Annotated in this window: 13 protein-coding genes and 4 pseudogenes; 5 read left to right on the top strand and 12 right to left on the bottom strand. The window is 69.4% G+C overall.

The features are described from left to right. Positions 1-83: 83 nt before the first annotated feature. From B3I25_RS08425 to B3I25_RS08405, 5 genes and pseudogenes are all read right to left on the bottom strand, one after another. Entirely contained in the window at positions 84-764 is a 681-nt protein-coding gene (locus tag B3I25_RS08425) for a DUF305 domain-containing protein (RefSeq protein WP_035959054.1), read from the bottom strand. A gap of 43 nt (positions 765-807) precedes the next feature. Further along, positions 808-2,838 carry a copper-translocating P-type ATPase gene (locus tag B3I25_RS08420; protein WP_286738709.1) on the bottom strand — a complete coding sequence of 677 codons (2,031 nt, stop codon included), beginning with the start codon at positions 2,836-2,838 and terminating at the stop codon, positions 808-810. A gap of 274 nt (positions 2,839-3,112) precedes the next feature. Beyond that, positions 3,113-3,307: pseudogene (locus tag B3I25_RS08415) on the bottom strand (heavy-metal-associated domain-containing protein); the annotation flags it as partial. 267 nt (positions 3,308-3,574) lie between these two features. Then, positions 3,575-4,684, bottom strand: a pseudogene (locus B3I25_RS08410) (sensor histidine kinase); the annotation flags it as partial. Next, positions 4,681-5,382, bottom strand: a complete 702-nt coding sequence (locus B3I25_RS08405; protein ID WP_085108572.1) for a response regulator transcription factor — start codon at positions 5,380-5,382, stop codon at positions 4,681-4,683. The pseudogene B3I25_RS08410 and the gene B3I25_RS08405, both read right to left, overlap by 4 nt. 160 nt (positions 5,383-5,542) lie before the next feature. Here B3I25_RS08405 and B3I25_RS08400 point away from each other — a divergent pair, with 160 nt between their 5' ends. Continuing rightward, positions 5,543-6,418: a F510_1955 family glycosylhydrolase gene (locus B3I25_RS08400; RefSeq protein WP_098055265.1), complete on the top strand. Its 876-nt coding sequence runs from the start codon at positions 5,543-5,545 to the stop codon at positions 6,416-6,418. 189 nt (positions 6,419-6,607) lie between these two features. Here B3I25_RS08400 and B3I25_RS08395 read toward each other — a convergent pair whose 3' ends face one another. From B3I25_RS08395 to B3I25_RS08375, 5 genes and pseudogenes are all read right to left on the bottom strand, one after another. Beyond that, on the bottom strand, positions 6,608-6,766 hold the full coding sequence (locus tag B3I25_RS08395; protein ID WP_075872999.1) for a zinc transporter permease: 159 nt from the start codon (positions 6,764-6,766) through the stop codon (positions 6,608-6,610). A 253-nt stretch (positions 6,767-7,019) separates the two neighbouring features. Continuing rightward, positions 7,020-7,268 (bottom strand): annotated as a pseudogene (locus B3I25_RS12440) (transposase family protein); the annotation flags it as partial. Between the two features lie 273 nt (positions 7,269-7,541). Beyond that, positions 7,542-8,723, bottom strand: a complete 1,182-nt coding sequence (locus tag B3I25_RS08385; protein WP_286738609.1) for a DUF4097 family beta strand repeat-containing protein — start codon at positions 8,721-8,723, stop codon at positions 7,542-7,544. An 8-nt stretch (positions 8,724-8,731) separates the two neighbouring features. After that, positions 8,732-9,388 carry a response regulator transcription factor gene (locus B3I25_RS08380; protein ID WP_098055273.1) on the bottom strand — a complete coding sequence of 219 codons (657 nt, stop codon included), beginning with the start codon at positions 9,386-9,388 and terminating at the stop codon, positions 8,732-8,734. 1 nt (position 9,389) lies between these two features. Then, on the bottom strand, positions 9,390-11,054 hold the full coding sequence (locus tag B3I25_RS08375; RefSeq protein ID WP_286738608.1) for a sensor histidine kinase: 1,665 nt from the start codon (positions 11,052-11,054) through the stop codon (positions 9,390-9,392). A gap of 273 nt (positions 11,055-11,327) precedes the next feature. On the opposite strand from B3I25_RS08375, the gene B3I25_RS08370 reads away from it, so the two are divergent. Beyond that, complete coding sequence (locus B3I25_RS08370; RefSeq protein WP_286738606.1) at positions 11,328-12,668, top strand: acyltransferase family protein; 1,341 nt, start codon at positions 11,328-11,330, stop codon at positions 12,666-12,668. A 177-nt stretch (positions 12,669-12,845) separates the two neighbouring features. Here the strand turns inward: B3I25_RS08370 and B3I25_RS08365 are convergent, their stop codons facing one another. Continuing rightward, the gene (locus B3I25_RS08365; RefSeq protein WP_286738605.1) at positions 12,846-15,362 is read right to left on the bottom strand and encodes an alpha/beta fold hydrolase; all 2,517 of its coding nucleotides are present in this window, start codon (positions 15,360-15,362) and stop codon (positions 12,846-12,848) included. Positions 15,363-15,508: 146 nt separating this feature from the next. Here B3I25_RS08365 and B3I25_RS08360 point away from each other — a divergent pair, with 146 nt between their 5' ends. From B3I25_RS08360 to B3I25_RS08350, 3 genes and pseudogenes are all read left to right on the top strand, one after another. Continuing rightward, entirely contained in the window at positions 15,509-16,066 is a 558-nt protein-coding gene (locus tag B3I25_RS08360) for a hypothetical protein (RefSeq protein WP_286738604.1), read from the top strand. A 4-nt stretch (positions 16,067-16,070) separates the two neighbouring features. Further along, the gene (locus B3I25_RS08355) at positions 16,071-16,277 is read left to right on the top strand and encodes a hypothetical protein (RefSeq protein ID WP_035964387.1); all 207 of its coding nucleotides are present in this window, start codon (positions 16,071-16,073) and stop codon (positions 16,275-16,277) included. Between the two features lie 194 nt (positions 16,278-16,471). Next, a pseudogene (locus B3I25_RS08350) lies at positions 16,472-16,858 on the top strand (2Fe-2S iron-sulfur cluster-binding protein); the annotation flags it as partial. 298 nt (positions 16,859-17,156) lie between these two features. Here the strand turns inward: B3I25_RS08350 and B3I25_RS08345 are convergent. Further along, entirely contained in the window at positions 17,157-17,669 is a 513-nt protein-coding gene (locus tag B3I25_RS08345; protein ID WP_286738602.1) for a nucleoside deaminase, read from the bottom strand. Positions 17,670-17,870: the final 201 nt, after the last annotated feature.

Below are 17,870 nucleotides of genomic sequence, written 5' to 3'. Positions count from 1 at the left end.
GGCCCCCGCCCGTGGCCGGTGATGCCCCGACTCGTGCGCCCCGGGCGCACAGTGGAGGCCTGATCGAGGCGAACCCGCAGATATCAGCCCTGGATCTGCTGCAGCAGACGCTCCATTTCCTGGATCTCCGCTTCCTGGTCCTCAATCACCTTCTGAGCCATCTCGATGGCCTGCGGATTCTGACCCTCGGCGACTTCCTCCTGGGCCATGTCGATGGCCCCGCGGTGGTGGGCGGTCATCATGGTCAGGTACATCTCGGCGGCCTCGGTGCCCTCGGCGGCCTCCAACTCCTGCATCTGCTCCTCGGTCATCATGCCCTCCATGCCTGCACCGGAATCGGAGCCGTGGTCCATGCCCTCCATACCACCGGACTCCATCGAGGTGGGCTCCCCCCAGGTCTCGAGCATGGTCTTGAGCTGGTCGATCTCCGGGCCTTGGGCGGCGACGATCTTGTTGGCCAACGCCTCGATGTCCGGGTCGAGATCGTCCTTGGCGAGCATCACCTCGCTCATCTGAACGGCCTGCTCGTGGTGGGGAATCATCATCTGGGCGAACATCGTGTCCGCGTCGTTGTGCTCCTCCGTGACCGCCTGGGCGGACGTGGAAGGAGTGGCCGTGGCGGTGTCCGTGCTCCCGGTACCGGCCGCCGCGGATGTGGTGGTCTCCGGTGCCTCACCGGCGGTCTCTTCGCCGCTGGTGCCGCAGCCGGCCAGGGCCAGGGCAGAGGCCAGGGCCAGAGTGGTCAGGGTGGTCGAACGCTTCATGGGTTCAGTCCTTTGCTTTGTGGAGGGGTGGGAAATCGGTGGGTCAGTGGGTGGGGGCCGTCGCGGGCCGCTTCGATAGGGCGGCAGCCCGGTCCTCGGCATCGGTGGCCGCCAGGTGCGCTGGGTCCAGGTCCAGGCGGCGCAGCAGCTGGGCGTTGAGGGCGACGACAATGGTGGAGACCGACATCAGCACCGCCCCGACGGCCGGGGACAGCACGATCCCGGCCGGGGCGAGGACGCCGGCGGCCAGGGGCACGGCGATGATGTTGTAGCCGGTGGCCCACACCAGGTTCTGGATCATCTTGGTGTAGCTGGCGCGGGAGAGGTCGATCATCGACAGCACGGCGCGGGGGTCGTTGCCGGCCAGGACCACCCCGGCGGACTCCATGGCCACGTCGGTGCCGGCGCCGATGGCGATGCCGACCTCGGCGCGGGCCAGGGCCGGGGCGTCGTTGACGCCGTCGCCGACCATCGCCACGGTCAGCCCGCGGGACTGCAGTTCGGTGACCTTGCTGTCCTTGTCCTGCGGGAGGACCTCGGCGAAGACCTCGTCGATGCCCAGGTCGGCGCCCACGGCGTCGGCGACCTGGCGGGCGTCGCCGGTGATCATGGCGACCTTCACCCCGCGGTCCTGCAAGGCTCGGACGGCCGCGCGGGACTCGGGGCGCACCTGGTCCTCCAGGGCCAGGGCACCGATGACGGTGCCCTCGCGCAGCACGTGCAGGACCCCGGCCCCGCGGTCGGTCCACTCCCGGGTGGCAGCGGCGATCATGGCGGGGGTGGACAGGCCCAGTTCGCGCAGCATGTTCGGTCCGCCCACCATCACCTCGGCGCCATCCACGCTCGCGCGCACTCCACGGCCAGTGGCCGATTGGAAGTCGGTGCCGCGCAGGCCCAGGCGAGTGGCTTCGGGGTGGGCGGTGGCCGCCTGCACGATGGCTCGAGCCACCGGATGCTCGCTGTCGGCCTCCGCAGCGGCCGCGAAGGCCAGCAGCTCTCCCTCAGAGGTTCCGGGCACTGCGGCAGCGCCGGTGACCGCGTGGGCGCCCTCGGTGAGGGTGCCGGTCTTGTCGAACAGGACCACGTCGATGGTGCGCATCCGCTCCAGCGCCATCCGGTTCTTGATCAGCACCCCGGTCTTCGCGGCGCGTTCGGTGGAGAGGGCGATGACCAGCGGGATGGCCAGCCCCAGGGCGTGCGGGCAGGCGATCACCAGGACCGTCACGGTGCGCACCACCGCATCATCGGGCTGACCCAGCAGAGTCCAGGCGATGGCGGTCAGCAGCCCGGCGACCAAGGCGAACCAGAACAACCAGGCCGCCGCCCGATCGGCCAGGGCCTGGGCTCGGGACGAGGAGGCCTGGGCGTCGGCGACCATGCGCTGGATCCCGGCCAGGGCCGTGTCGGACCCGACCGCTTCCACGCGCACCCGCACCGTGTTGTCGGTGGCCACGGTGCCAGCCACGACCGCCTCGCCCACCGTGCGAGAGACGGCCTTCGACTCCCCGGTGATCATGGACTCGTCGAACTCGGCCGACCCGCCGATGATCGTCCCATCAGCGGGCACCCGGGCCCCGGAGCGCACCAGGACCACATCGCCCACGGCCAGCTGATGAATCGCAACGGTGACGGTCTCACCGTCGAGGACCTTCTCGGCCTCATCGGGCAGCAAGGCGGCCAGGGCGTCCAGGGCGGAGGAGGCCGCGCCCAGGGCGCGCATCTCCATCCAGTGGCCCAGCAGCATGATCACCACCAGCAGGGCCAGCTCCCACCAGAAGTCCAGGTCAAAGCCGCCGATCCCCAGGGTCGTCACCCAGGAGGCGAGGAAGGCCACCGTGATGGCCATGGCAATGAGCAGCATCATCCCGGGCTGGCGGGACTTCAGCTCGGTGAGCCCACCTTTGAGGAACGGCATCCCACCATAGAAGAAAATGATCGTGCCCAGCACGGGCGGGATCCAGGCAGAGCCGGGGAATTGGGGTATGTGGTAGCCCAGCAGGTGCCCGACCATGGGGCTGAAAATCACCGCGGGGACCGCCAGTACGAGACTGAGCCAGAACTTGTTCTTGAACATCGCCGTGGAATGCCCGGCGTGCTCCCCGTGGGCGTGGACCACGTGATCCTCATCGAAGCCCGAGTGGGGGTGATCGGCGGGCATGGCCTGCCCGTGGGTGTCGGCGTCGGCGTGGCGCCCGTGGCTGTGGTGGTCCAGGGGCTGCTCCGGGCCGTGGCCGGGGTGCTCGTGGCCCGGGACGGCGGGGCGGGGATGGTCGTGGTGGTGCGGGGTGCTCATGATGTGCTCCTTCCGCGCAGGCCCTGCAGAGGGGCCGAAATAGTCATGGGGCTCGTCAGGCGCTGACGAGGGTGTAGCCGGCGGCCTCCACGGCCGCGCGAACCGCTTCCACGGACAGCGCCCGATCGGCGGTGACGGTGACCGTGGAGATCCCCCCGGCCACCAGGTCGATGTGCACCTCGCTCACCCCGTCCACGGTGGTGAGCTCCTCGGTGACGCTGCTGGCGCAGTGGCCGCAGGTCATCCCCTCCACCTGGTAGGTCGCGGTTGATCCGGCCGAAGTCGTCCCAGCCGCAGGGACGGTGTGGTTGGTCGCCGGGGTCGGGGCGCAGCAGGCGCATCCGGTGGAGGCCATCGGCAACGGGGAGCGGGTCGAGTTCGTCATCTCAAGCTCTTTCGATCGGTTCGGGTGGTGAGGGTCGGGAACGGTCTCATCACCCCCAGGTATATACCCCCTAGGGGTATGGTGCAAGCGGGTGGGGTCATGCGGTGGCCCTGGCTTCACGGGTGCGGTGCCGGGTGGGACGGGGAGCTCCATGGTGAAGACCGATCCGGCCCCGGACCCGGAGGAGGTGACGCTCAGCGTGCCGCCGTGGGCTTCGACCAGGGCCCGGGAGATGGTCAGCCCGATCCCGGAGCCGCCGTGATCGCGGTCCCGGGCGGTGTCTCCGCGCCAAAAACGCTCGAAGACCTGGGGCAGATGTTCGGCGGTGATCCCGTCGCCGGTGTCGGCCACGCTCAGGGCGAGCCGGTGCGGGCCGTGAGCGGTGGCACCCACGGTGACCGTGCCACCGGGTGGGGTGTGGCGCAGGGCGTTGGTGAGCAGGTTGCCCAGCACCTGACCGATCCGCTGCCGGTCCACCTCCACGACCCTGCCGACGTCGCCGGCGTCGAGCACCAGGTGCACGCCCTTGGCGGCGTAGGCCTCCCGGTGGGCCTCGACCGCGGTGCGCAGCAGCTCCTCGACAGGGTGTGGAGAGCAGTCCAGCTCGATCCGGCCCTCCTCGGCCCGGGAGACGTCGTGGATGTCCTCGACCAGCCGGGTCAGGCGCGCTAGCTGGTCGGTCATCAGCGCCCCGGTGGCCTCGTCCCAGTGCGTCACCCCGTCCTGGAGAGCTTCGCAGTAGACGGAGAGCACCGAGATCGGGGTGCGCATCTCGTGCGCCAGGTCCGAGAGCATCCGCCGGCGGGTGTCCTCGGTGCGCTGCAGCCGGGTGGCCATGGTGTTGAACGAGGTGGCCACCGCGTCCACCTCGGCTCCGGCGCCCAGGGCGGGGACCCGGGTGTCGTAGCGCCCGCGGGCCATGCCCTGGGCGGCGGCGGTGAGGGCGCCCAGGGGCCGTTGGAGGCGGCGGGTGAAGAACCAGGTCACCGCCGCCGCGCACACCGCGGCGGTACCCAGGGCTGCGCCCAGGATGATCAGGTTGGTGTCGCGGTAGGCCTGCTCGACATGGAACAGTTCCGGGGAGTTCTCCGCGTGCCCGGCCATGATCAGGTGCTCATGGAAGATCGGCGGGCCGACCAAAGAGGCCACGACCACAGCGGCGAGGATGCTGGCGGCCACCACGATGACCTGGGCCAGGAAGAACCGGGAAGCCAACCCTCGATTGCGCCGCTGGCCCCTCACCGGGTCACCATCCGGTAGCCGACCCCGCGCACGGTGTCGATGAAGGTGGCCTTGTCCTCGCCGAGTTTCCGGCGCAGGTGACCGATGTGCACATCCACGATCCGTTCATCACCCACCCAGGCCGGACCCCACACGGTGTCGATGAGCTGTCTGCGGGTGAGGGCCTGGTGCGGGCGGGCGGTGAGGGCGGCCAGCAGTTCGAACTCGGTGCGGGTCAAGGCCACCGGCTCACCGTCTATCCGCGCTTGGTGGGCGGTGAGGTCGATGCTCAACGCCCCGAACACCCGGGCCGGCTCCACCGCGGTCACGGTGGTGCGCGGACGGCGCAGCACCGCAGCCACCCGGGCGACGAGCTCGCGCACGCTGAAGGGCTTGGTGATGTAGTCATCGGCCCCGGCGGCCAGTCCGGCCAACTTGTCGTCTTCGTCCCCGCGGGCGGTGAGCATCAGCACATAGCACTCGGAAAAACCCCGGATCCTGCGGCACACCTCGATCCCGTCCAGCCCGGGTAATCCCAGGTCCAACACCACCACGTCCGGAGCCTGAGCGCGGGCGGCCTCCACCGCCTCCGGCCCGGTGTGGGCGGTGGCCACGTCATAGCCGGCGCGGGTGAGATAAGTGGCGATCATCTGGGCCAGTGGCTTCTCGTCGTCGACCACCAGCACCCGTCCGGCCACCGCATCGATGCCAGGATTCATGCCTTCAGTGTCCCTCTCGACCCGGCACGCACCGGCGCTGATGGCTGGTCCCAGCGGGAATCTTCGCCAAACCTTCAAGGAAAACGCCGCAGGCCCCCTTCCCGGGCGATCGACAATGGGGGGGTGGTCCTCGCGAGGTAACGCGAGGCGGAAAGGACCCATGAACCTCCTCACCCGCAGAAGCCTGGTCCTCGGCGGCCTCGGCCTCCTCGGTACCGGCGCCCTGGCAGCCTGTGCGTCCCCGGCGCAGACCCCGGCACCGGCCGAAGCGAGCAGCCCCGGGACGGCGATCACCCACGTGCACGCCATCACCCGCGACACGGTGACCGGAGGCGGGGCCGGGGCAGGGACGATCCTGCTGGCCACCCATGAGGGCCTGTTCCACCTGCAGGATGGGGAACTGACCCAGATGGGTCCGGTCGTGGACCTGATGGGCTTCACCGTCACCCCCGAGGGCCGTTATCTGGCCTCGGGCCACCCCGGGCCCGGCACCGACCTGCCCGAGCCGGTCGGGTTGATCGAATCCACCGATCAGGGCCAGACCTGGCAGGTGCTCTCCCGGGGCGGAGAATCGGACTTCCACGCCCTGGCCGCCGGCCCGACCGGGGTGCTCGGCTTCGACGGCCAACTGCGCGCCAGCTCCAACGGCCGCACCTGGGACATTCTCGAGATCCCCTCCGCCCCGGCAGCCCTGGCAATCAACCCGGACACAGGTATCATCCTGGCCACCACCCAGGACGGGGTCCTGCGCTCCACCGACAACGGCGCCACCTGGAACACCCTGGACACCCCGCAGCTGATATCCCTGATCGCCTGGGCCGACGAGAATACCATCGTCGGGGCGGGAATCGATGGACACCTGCTGACCAGCACAGACGCCGGGGACACCTGGACCGCCAGCGACCAGCCGGTCGGGGAGATCACCGCCCTGGGCGCAAGCATCACCGCGGACGGTGAGATCGAGGTTCTAATGGTGGCCGACAGCACCGTTCTGCGGAGCACCGACGGCGGGAACACCACCGAACTGCTGCTCTGACCCGGTTCGCACCCACCAGCTCGTGGGCGGGTGTCCCTGCCCTGTCCTCGTCCCAAGCGGTCGCACAGCACACCCGTTGATGTGCGCGCCCAGAGCAGGGCGGCAAGGACTATCCCTCAACCGTTGGTCGGTGCAGAGCAAGAGACCCCTGCACAGAAGAGGGGCCTCTTGAAGGATGCCAGGGGCAGGCTACGCGCACTCGTCGTAGTGGTCCTCATGCTCCGCATGCCGGTGACCGTCGTGGAGATAGTCCACATGATCACCGTGCTCCACGGTCTCGTGCCCACAATTCTCACCGTGGGTATGCTCCGCCTTGGTGTGCTCGGCCTGCTTGTCATGACCAGCCATGATGATCCCCCTTGGTCGAACGAGCCCAGAACAGGCCCGTTGTTCCAGTGGAGCACCGGCATCAGCCTCTGGCAATGCTTCTACGGGACCACCAAGGCGAAAATCGACCCGCCCCAAATGCACGGCTCTGTGCAGGCCTCCCATACCTTCAGTTGGGCGATCAATCGCACTTCCAGCACTGACCTAGCAACTGTTGATGGACCCGTGGACACCGATTGCATCAGTGCTCGGCGCGCCCTTTACGTATGGCCCGGTTATCGGCCCCGAGGCGGGAGCCTTTGAAGGGGACGTGCACCCCGATCCCAGCCCCTTGGTAACCCATGTCGGCTAAAGTTGGCAAACCCTTGGCGGCGACCGGGTACAGGGCGCCCAAGCAGTGGGCCCGGGCTGCGGTGATGTCGTGGGTGGAGCCGGGTTCTACCGGGGAGGTCCACAGCGGGAAGCCGGTGGGGTCGGCGATGACTTGGACATTGCCGCCGAATCTCTTGTGCTTACCCGAGTACTAGGCGTGATTACCAGCCTCCGTCCGTTCGGCGACCCGATCGGTGGTAATCAACGTGCCCCCTCAAGCGTCACGTAGGGCAGATGATCGTCCTGTGCCTTGGCCAGAACCTCGTGCAGCTCGGCAGCCTGGGCGGCCGCCTTAACCCAGTAGGACGTAACCAACCACTACCGCGCCAGCGCGTGGAAACGCCCATGAAAAACCCCGCGCCCACCTGGTCAGCGGTGACGCGGGGCGCCCGCGCCCGGACCCGTACGCCCGGGAGTGGGGGTCTCAGTTCCCGTCGGCGGGGGACGGTGTGGCGGATCCCGTGGGGGATGCGGTGGCCGCATCCGTTGCACGGTCGATGGGCTGCTTCGACTCCGTCGCTCGCTCGGAAGACCGAGGCGCCTCCCCGTACTCGCGGGCCACTTCGTCCCACCCCTGGCTCCACTCCCGCATGTAGGAGTAGTCATTGACGCCCACCGGTGTACCCGACACGAACAAGCACGGCTGGCCCTCGGGGGCTGCGGCGCACACCGTGTCCGCGCTGACCTCGGACGGCCGCGCGGCGTCGTCGCCCGTAGAATCCGGAGAGGTGGGCGCACCCGAGGAACGAGCCCCACCCGGCCGATCGTTGGACCCCGGCGTCGTGGTCACGGGGTGCCGCGGGTCCGTGACGTCGCGCTGGCTGTCCTGCGGGTACCAGTAGTCGGCGGCGGGCATCGAGATCCCATAGACCCCGCTGGTCGCGGTGACCGAGGTGCGCTGCGGAGCCGTGCCCCGCACGTTCACGAGCGCCCCACCCTGGTTGGTGTGCGCGTCCAACCGGTTCTTCACGCTGACCCCGTCCAGGAGCACCTGACCCGTGGTGGCGTGGGCGTCGAACACAGCGGCCTCCACGTCCGTGGCGCTGATGGACCCCAGATCGGTCCTCGCCCGCACGTCCCGATACGTGCCGTTCACGTGCACCGCTCCCGTGCCGCTCTTGAGGTCAAGCGAGGTGCGCGGGCCGTCCTGAGGAACGGTGATACTGACGCTCTGCACGCCGGAACCCCATTGAGAGGGCCGGCCGGGCATATCCAGCTGCAGCACGCCGTCGCGAACGGATGGGATGACGCCGCGCTCGGACAAGGACCATCCGGATTCGTGCCACTGCACTTGGACACGATCAACGGTCGGGCTCGTGTTCACGCTGACCATGCCCGAGGGGGCGTCGATCCGGATCCGTTCCACGCCCGACGACGCCGTCCACGAACCGCCCCGCTCCTGCGTCATGGCCACCGCGGCGGCGGTTCCGGCCCCGCCGAGCAGCAGGGCGAGGGCACCCACACCGCCCACCACGGCGGTCGCGGTGTTCCAGGCGCGGCGCTCACCGCGCCCCACGGGACGGTCGTTCCGAGGATCAGGCAGGTCCCGGGGGCCGGCTGCGCTGTGAGGATCGGGCGTGGGATGCGAGGGATTCTGATTGCTCATGAGATGTCCTAAAGAGAGTGGTCCGAGTAGCCCAGGTACTTGAGAACGGCCAGAACCCTGCGGTTGCCGGTCTCGGAGGTGACGCCCAACTTGGCGAAGATCGAGCCGATGTGTTTCTCCACGGCCGATTCGGTGAGGTAGAGGTTCGTGGCAATGGATGCGTTGGACAGCCCCTGCGCCATGAGCGCCAGGACCTCACGTTCGCGCGGTGACAGCAGTTCCATGTCCTCCCGGCGCCGCGAGCGCACCAGGATCTGGGTGAGCACCTCCGGGTCCAGCACGGTCCCGCCCGAGCCCACGGTCTGCACGGATTCCAGGAACTGGTCCACGTCCGCCACGCGGTCCTTGAGCAGGTAGCCCAGCCCCTCCCGGCGGGACGCGATGAGCTCGGACGCGTAGCGCTCCTCCACATACTGGGACAGCACCAGCACGGCCACGCCGGGGTGGCTCGAGCGGATGAGCACCGCGGCGCGGATCCCCTCGTCGGTGAAGGTGGGTGGCAGTCGCACGTCCACGAGCGCGAAGTCCGGCCGGTGTTCCTCCACGGCCCGCACGAGTCCCTCGGCGGTGTCCGTCTCGGCCACGATCTCGTGGCCCGCGTCCGTGAGCAGGCGGACCAGTCCGGCGCGCAGCAGCACGGCGTCCTCGGCGATCACGATGCGCATCTCAGTTCCCCCGTCCGTGCTGCCCGGCGGGCGACGACGCCGCTCCGCCCGTTCCCGCCCCCGCCGCACCGTGCGCGGTCGGACCGGTTCCGGGCGCGGTGTGGACCCCGTCGGCGTGGCCGGGGTGAGGGGTGTACGCGGTGCCGGACGCGCGCGGGGCGCTGTGCGTCGTCGTCGGAGGAACACCCGTGAGGGGCAACTCCACGATGACCTCGGTGGGCCCGCCTGCGGGCGAGTTCACGAAGAACCTGCCCCCGGCCGAGCGGATCCGGTCCTGGATCCCGGAGAGCCCGCCCCCGGGGACCACACGGGCGCCGCCGCGGCCGAAGTCGCGCACACCGGCGACCACGATGTTCGTGCCCGGTGCGGCGCCGTCCTGGATGGACACTGCGACGTCCGCAGAGCGCGCCCCCGAGTACTTGATCGCGTTGCTGAGGCTCTCGGAGACCGCGAAGTAGATGGCCGCCTCCGTGCGCGGCTGCAACCGGGGGACGTTCACGGAGACGTCCACGGGGAAGGGTGCCTGGGCGGCGACGGCGGACAAAGCGGCGTCGAGCCCCCGATCCTCCAGCACGGCGGGGTGGAACCCGCGGGCGAGCCGGCGCAGCTCGGTGATCGCGGCCTTGGTGGTGCCGTGCGCCTCCGCCACGAGCTCCTTGGCCGCGGCGGGATCCGTGTCGATGCGTGAACCGGCCATCGAGAGGTTCATGGCGACCGAGACCAACTGGGGCTGGACGCCGTCGTGCAGATCGCGTTCGATGCGCGAGCGCTCGGTCTCCGCACCGCGTACCGCGGACTCCTTGGCGGCGGTTTCGTACTCGGCGAGGCGCTGCAGCTCGTCCGCTTCACGGCGCAGTCGCGCGGCCTCGCTCAGCCGCAACAGCCCCGCGGACAGACCGCGGTGAGCCAAGGTGAGCAGCACCGCGAGCACGATGCTCAGCAGCACGCCTGCGACACCCAGCATCGGGAGCGTCCAGCGCGGGGTGTTCTGCAGCGCGGGCCACAGCACCGAGGATTCGGGGGCGAACCACGGCGCGAAGGTCAGCACGAGGGCCGCGCTACCCACCACGAAGGGCAACAGCATGAGCCAGCCCAGCGCGCACGTGAGCGCCACGTGGAGCATGCCGAGCCACAGGGACCCGTCGCTCGCGTCCAGCCACCACTGGTGCGGGACCCGCACCCAGTCGGTATGCGGGCTGCGGCGGCGCTGGGGGTCCCGGATGTCCAGGCCGAACGACGACGCCGAACGCCTGCGTTCCAGCCACACCGCCCCCATCATCACGTACACGGTCGCGGCGAGGATCAGCACGCCCAGGCCCAGCGCCGGAACGGTTGCGGCTCCCACCGCGAGGAACGTGAGGATCACGACGAGCAGCACGGTGTTGAGCACCGAGTCCACCACGAGGTCCAGGGTCCCGAAGAACAGGGTCTTGAGGGAGAAGGTCCGCCACTCGCGGGGAGCGATGTGCGGCCCTTCCGGTGCCGGGCGTGCCACGGAGGCGGCCCGCGGGGGTTCCGGGTGCCCGGGAGGCGGCAGGGTCCGGGTGGTCTCAGCATCTGCGGGTGAGGAACCGGCCGAGGGCATCGGCCGGGCGCGTTCGGTGTCCGAGGAGATGGGCTCTGTGGCGTCCCACGGTGGCGTGGGGTTCGAGGCTGTGGTGCTCATGGCCTCCACGCTACGGACACCCCCGTGGATCCAGCGCCAGAGCTGGCCACCGAGTCGGGGTGGGGTTTTCCGCACCCCCGGGTTGCGGGATGTGGTCTGCGGGGCGCCTGCTACGTGGTGCGGGGTGCGTGCTGCGGGGTGCGGCGTCCGCTCCACGAGCGCGCGTCTCGTGAGGCGCCAGGTGCGTCCCATCCGGGTGCCGCGGCGGCGCGGATGATCCACATGTGCGCGCCCGCCCGGGGTTCCGTGTTCGCGCGCCCTACAGTGTGTGCCATGAACGACGACGTCCGCGCCCTCGGGCGGCCCACTGCCGTTTCCGTCCCCGCGGGGGACTTCGAACGCGACCCCGCCGTGGACGTCGCCCGCGTGGGGTGCGTGATCACCGTGGTGTGCAGTCACATCCTCATGGTCACCCTCACGGCGGATCCCGCCACCGGAGAGATCCGCTCTGTCCTGGTCCCGACTCAGCAGCCCTGGTACTGGTGGGCCACGTGGCTCCTGCAGATCATGCCCCTGTTCTTCGTGGTGGGTGGGACGGCAACGGCTGGGGCGTGGCGGCGTCGTCGGGCCCGGGGAATGGCGCGGGGCGAGTACGTGCGGGAACGCACGCTGCGGCTGATCCAACCCGCGGCGGTGCTGTGGTGTGTGCTCGCCCTCGGTGCGGGGATCGCGGTGGTGGCGGGAGCCGGGATCGAACTCGTGACGTTCGCGCTGTCCGGTGTGGGGATGGCGTTGTGGTTCCTGGCGGCCTACCTCGTCTGCCAGGGATTGGCACCGCTGTTCGTGGACCTACACGAACGCATGGGGTGGGTGTGGTGCTGGTTCCTGTTCTCGTGCGCGGTGGCCGTGGACCTGCTGCGCCTGACCACCGGCTGGCAGTGGTGGGGGCTGCTCAACATGGTGTTCGTGTGGCCGCTCATCCAGCAGTTCGGCTTCTTCCGGGCGGACGGGTGGTTCGGGGCGCGGCGTCGACCGGTGCTCGTGGCGCTTGCCGCGGGATGCTACGCCGTGTCCGGGGTGTGCGTGGCCTCCGGGTCCTACGCCCCGGACATGCTCACCAACCTCAATCCGCCCACCGTGTGCATGGTGCTGCTGGGCTTCGCTCAGGCGTGTCTGCTGGAGGTATTCTCCCCGCTGCTGCGGCGGGCCATGCACTCCCGGGTGGTCCGCGCGGTGGTGTATGTGGTGGGCACTCGTGCGTTGACCATCTACCTGTGGCACCTGCCCGTGGTGGTGGCGGTCATGGCGGTGTGGTTCTTCGCCGTGGGCTACGACCCCGTCCCCGGTTCCGCCGCCTGGTGGTGGCTGCGAATTCCCTTGACCGTCCTGTGTTGGGCGGTGGTGCTCGTGGTGGCCACGGTGTTGCGGCGGCTCGAGTCCTCATCCACGGCACCGTGGGGCGCCCGCCCCATCCGGTTGTCCAATACCGCCGTGGTCGTGGCACTCGTGTGTGCCGTGGTGCCGCCGTTGTGGGAGATCGTCACACTGCTCACGGTGCCGTTGACGGTGGCTGGCGCCGTGGGAGCGGTGGCCGCGGTGGTGCTGCTGCGCAGTGGCCGCGTCCCCTCGCGGGCCGAGCGGGCCGAGACAGCGCCCACTTCCCAGGCCCGCTGAGGCCACACGGCTTTAGCGCTGGACACTGTGAGGCACGCTGAGGCCACGCGGCGAATTGTGGGCACGCGGAGGCCACATGGGGTGGAGTGAAGTGGCTTCCACGCGACCAGAAATTACGCCATGGCCTCGGAGTGCCTGAGAGTTACGCCTCGGCGCGGGAGCCCCGCCGGAAGAGGCTCACCCCTCCCGCGGATCCCCCAGGTGGTCGATGACCAGTTCGAACAACCGCGGGACCACCATGGGGTGCACCTGGTGGCCCATCCCGGGGATCCGGACGAAGCGAGCATGGGGGATGACCTCGGCCGTGGCGGGGCCGCCGTCCGGGCGCACGATCTTGTCCTTGTCCCCGTGGATCACCAGCGTGGGGGCGGTGATCCGGGACAGCACCTCCGTGCGGTCCCCGGATGAGCGGATCGCCCCGATCTGACGGCGCATCGCCTCAGCCTCACCTCGCGGATCCAGGCTGCGGTCCCAGTGGGTTGCGGCGAGTTGACGTTCGTACGCCACGTCCACGGGGAACCCCGGACCGGCCAGGTGGTGGGACATGACCAGTCGCCCCCGGATGTACATGTCCCGGGTCTTCGCCCCGGGGAACATGAGCAACGCCGCGGTGGAGGTCGCGGCCGTCCCCACGGACGGATCGCCCGTGGTGGAGCACAGGGAAATGAGTCGCCGCACCAGCTCGGGGTGGTGGCCCGCCAACGACTGGGCGATCATCCCACCGAGTGAGAACCCCATGACATCCGCTCGCTCGACCCCCAGCGCCCGCAGGGTGTCCGCGACGTCCTCGGACATGTCCTCCACGGAGTACTGCCCCTCCGGCAGGGGCCCGCGCAGCAACCGGCGGGCCGAAGGGGACGTGGAGGTCACCCGGAAGGAACGGCCCACGTCCCGGTTGTCCAGTCGGATCACCCGGTACCCGCGATCCGCGAGGGCATGGACGAAGGACATGGGCCACGTGGCCAGGTCGAACGCGAGCCCGGTGATCAACACGAGCGGCGCCCCGTCGGACGGCCCGTCCAGGCGCACGCAGATGAAGCGGTCATCATCCAACTGCACCGTGCGTTCCTCACCGCTCTCACCGGGGCCCGTGAGCAGGGCGGGCAGCTGCTCGGGAACGGGAGCGGCGGCGTCGTCGAACCGCAGGAATCGATCCACGACCGGCTTAGCCAACAACTGACGCCGGTCATCGAAGTAGTTCATGGCCATCCGCCACGGCGCCGTGTCCCCCTGGCGGGGCAGCTGGTCGAGGGAGCGTTGGACGTAGCCGGCGTCGAAGTCCAGCAACGGGCGCGTGCGCAGACCCTCGGGTGCGACCGGGCGCACGGACGCCGCGCCCACGGAATCCGTGTGCGCGATCAACCGGGACAGCCAGTCCACCACGAGTCCGATCTTCAGCGTCCACGACCCGTTCGTGTACCCAATCGCGAAGGCCAGGTTGGGCACGTCGCTCAGCATGGCGCCGCGGTAGGCGATCCGCTCGGGGAGGTTCACGGGTCGCCCGTCCACGCTCAACCGCGCGCCGCCGAACATGAGCAGGTCGAAGCCCGTGGCGCTCACGACGACGTCCGCCGCCACCCGCCGCCCGTCCGTCAGGACGAGGCCGTCCGCGTCGAAACGGTCGATGCCCGCGGTCACGATATGGGCGTTGGGTTCGTGCAACGCGGCGAAGAAATCCCCGTTGGGCGCCACACACAGCCGTTGGTCCCACGGGTCGTACGGCGGGGTGAAGTGCTCCCGGACGGAGACGTCCGCAGGGAGGCGACGGCGGTTCACGGCCGCGATTCCCGCCCGCACCACGCGCGGCGCGGCCTTGCTCGCCACCCACAGTGCTCTCTGCCCCGCGGCCATGAGCGGGCGCAGCACTCGCGCCGCCCGTGCCCTGCCGAGCGCCATGAACAGCACCTTCTCGGCCACGCCGGGGGAGGGTAGGGGCAGGATGTACGACGGCGTCCGCTGCACCATCGTGGTCTCGGCACCCCGCGTGACGAGCTCGGGCAGCAGGGTCACCGCGGTGGCCCCGCTGCCGATCACGGCGACCTTCTTGCCCCGGACGTCCAGGTCCTCGGGCCAGAACTGGGGATGCACGAGCTGGCCCCTGAACCCCTCGACCCCCGCGAAGTCCGGGATGTGGGGACGGTCGTAGTCGTAGTACCCGGTGGCCACGAACACCCACGTGGCGGTGATCGGCTGGGTCTCGCCGGTGCCGATGGGTTCGGGCCGCGGGCCATCAGCCGAGTGCCCGGGTGCGCCGCCGCCGACGTCGCTCGGAGCCGCCCCCGTGCGGGGTTCGGGTGGCGCGGTGCGCTCGACCGTCACGGTCCAGTGGCTGGTCCCGGAGGACCAATCCGCGGCGGTGACGCGCCGGTGGTAGTGGATGAGCTTGTCAACCCCGGAGGCGCGAGCGGTGTCGCGGATGTAGTCCAGGATCGCGGAGCCCTCCGCGATGGGGTTCTGTCGGGTCCACGGGCGGAAGTCGTAGCCGTAGGTGTAGAAGTCCGAGTCGGAGCGTACCCCCGGGTAGCGGAGGAGATCCCACGTGCCACCGGAGTTCCCGCGGGACTCGAGCACCGTGATGCTCTTGCCGGGATGTTCGTGGCGGAGTTTGCAGGCCGCCCCGATCCCGCTGAGGCCGGCCCCGATGATCAGGATGTCGGTGTGCTCGGGCAGCGCTGCGCCGGCGTGCTCGCTCATGGATTCATCGTATGGTCCTCGCGGGCGCCGCACGCGCTACCCCGGGAAAGTGGCCGGATGGCCATTGTCCGTGGACCATGGGGTTCCTAGGCTGGGGTCCACATCATCGCCCACGCGAAAGAATCGATATGGATGCCGTAGGTGGGATGGTCCGCAGGACAGCGGGAATCACGCTCCTTGCCCTGCTGTTCCTCGCCCTGTTGGTGACGAATTCTTTCGCGTCGGAGCCGGTGTCCACGACGAGTGCGCAACCGGTGACCACGACAACGGCGGAATCGATGGGGATATCCGCATCCGAATACGCCCGGATCGTGCGAGCAGCCAACGCCGCGGGCATCAGCGAGACGCAGGTTGCCGCGGACATCGACTACGCGACCCGGACCACCACACCCCACCGTTTCCCCGGGGTGGTGAGCATGAGTGCATCGGCCCAGGTCAACGGCTGTTCGAACCCCGTGCCCGGCCATGGCTACCAGAACGCGCTGTTCAACGCCGACTGCAACGCCCACGACGTGTGCTACTTGGCCGAGGGTGACGCTGGCCGCTCCCGCGCGCAATGCGACAGCGAATTCCGCAATGCCATGAATGCCACCTGCACACGCACCTACGTGAGCACGGACATCGAACACAAACGCTGCATCGGCACCGCCAGTTATTACTACTGGATGGTCAGGGCATTCGGCGCACCCTATTTCAAGGGATAGGACCATGAAGAAATTCAAGGGAGAAATCATCCTCGCCGTCAGTGGCGCAGTCTTGATTCTGTGTGCCTGGGTGTCCTACGTGAGCGCTTCCTGGTTCCCGGAGGCCACCCTGTCGTCCCCGGCCATCCCCTTCTTCCTGCTGATCCTGGCCGGCACCGTGTTCGTGTTGTGCGCCGCCAGCGGGATCGGAAAGCTCATCAACAAGGACTGAGGGCGGACCCCGCGCCTTGCGCCGACATGTGATCTGGGTTTCCTTGAGGGAAGCCTACGGCGGGTCCTGCATCGGACTATCCACCGGGCGAGCCACCAAGAAATGCACTGGTGCGACACCAGGGAGCTCCCGGAACAGCTGAGGATCCACACTCCACGTCGTGACCGGTGGCTTGTCACGAGGACTTCAGCGCCATGAGCGAGATCCAATTGACCATCCACGGTCGGCAATGTGGGTTCAACGACGTCAGCCCCCACACCCGACTGCTCGACTTCCTGCGGGAACGCGGACTGACCAGGGCCAAGGAAGGCTGCGCGGAGGGCGAGTGCGGGGCGTGCGCCGTGCTCGTGGCCCGCCCGGACGGCACCGACCGCACCCGGTGGACCTCCATCAACGCGTGTCTGCCGCCCGCCGTGGCGTTCGACGGCCAGGAGGTTGTCACGTCCGAGGGGTTGGGCACCGCTCCCGGCCCCCGCGGTCCCGGTCAACTGCACCCGGTGCAGCAGGAGATGACCGCGCGGGGCGGTTCCCAGTGCGGCTACTGCACCCCCGGTTTCGTGTGTGCCATGGCCGCGGAGTACTAACGCCCCGAGCGCAGCGCCGCGCAGGCCCCGGACGGTGAGGAGACCGGCACGGAGGCCACCGGCGAGGAACACGCCGCGGACCACGAGCGCGCCCTGGATCACCGGGTCCCGCTGCTGGACGAGTACTACACCGGCTATCGCCAGAGCGTGCGCCGTCCGGACGAGATCATCCGCGCGATACGTTCGGGTGCCAGCCCCGCGGTCTGGCCGATGATGAGGGGGCGGCAACGATCGCGCCGTACATGGTGAGCACGTGTTGTGCTCCGAATGCGGTGGTGCAGTGGATGGATTCGGGTCAGTACGCGGTGCGGGAGGTGTTGGCCGCCCATGTGTCGAAGGGTTTGGTGCGGTTGTCGATGCCCGCGTGGCGCACGGGCAGCAGTTCGTCCCGCTGGGCCCGGGTGGCGGTGAAGAAGTCGTAGAACACGGCGTCGTCGAAGCCGCCGTCCGCGGCGTCGTGGCGGTCCGCGGCGAAGTACACGGCGTCCAAGCGCGCCCACAGCGAGGACGACAGGCACATGGGGCACGGTTCGCAGCTCGAGTAGAGCACGGCGCCGCTGAGGTCGTACGTGCCCAGGGCGGCGCACGCGGCACGGATCGCGGAGACCTCGGCGTGGGCGGTGGGATCGTTGTCCGCGGTGACGCGGTTGACCGCCGTGAACTCGCGCCCGTCCGCGGTCACGACGACGGCGCCGAACGGGCCGCCGTCCTCGGAGGCGTTGCGCACGGCCACGTCGATCGCGCTGCGGAGGTGGCGTTGCACGGAGGCGTCGGCCGGGGCCGAGGTGGTGTGGTTGGGAGGGGTCATGGTGCTTCCTGTCATGGGTCTTAGATTGCGGTGGTGAGAATCAGGGGGAGTCGCTCTTGTAGACGCGATGGATCTGGCCGGTGTCCGTGAGCTCGCCGCTCTCCACGCGACGGCGCTTCCACCACCAAGTGGCCGTCCACGATGGCGATCTCCTAGCTGTACAGCTAGGAGATCTCGGGCCTCGCGACGGCCAGTGGGTGC

The sequence above is a fragment of the Kocuria sp. UBA1838 genome (assembly GCF_002338785.1).
GTDB classification, from domain to species: domain Bacteria; phylum Actinomycetota; class Actinomycetes; order Actinomycetales; family Micrococcaceae; genus Kocuria; species Kocuria marina.
The sequence above is the reverse complement of the archived record's forward strand: the minus strand, read 5'-3'. Positions and strand labels throughout refer to the sequence as shown.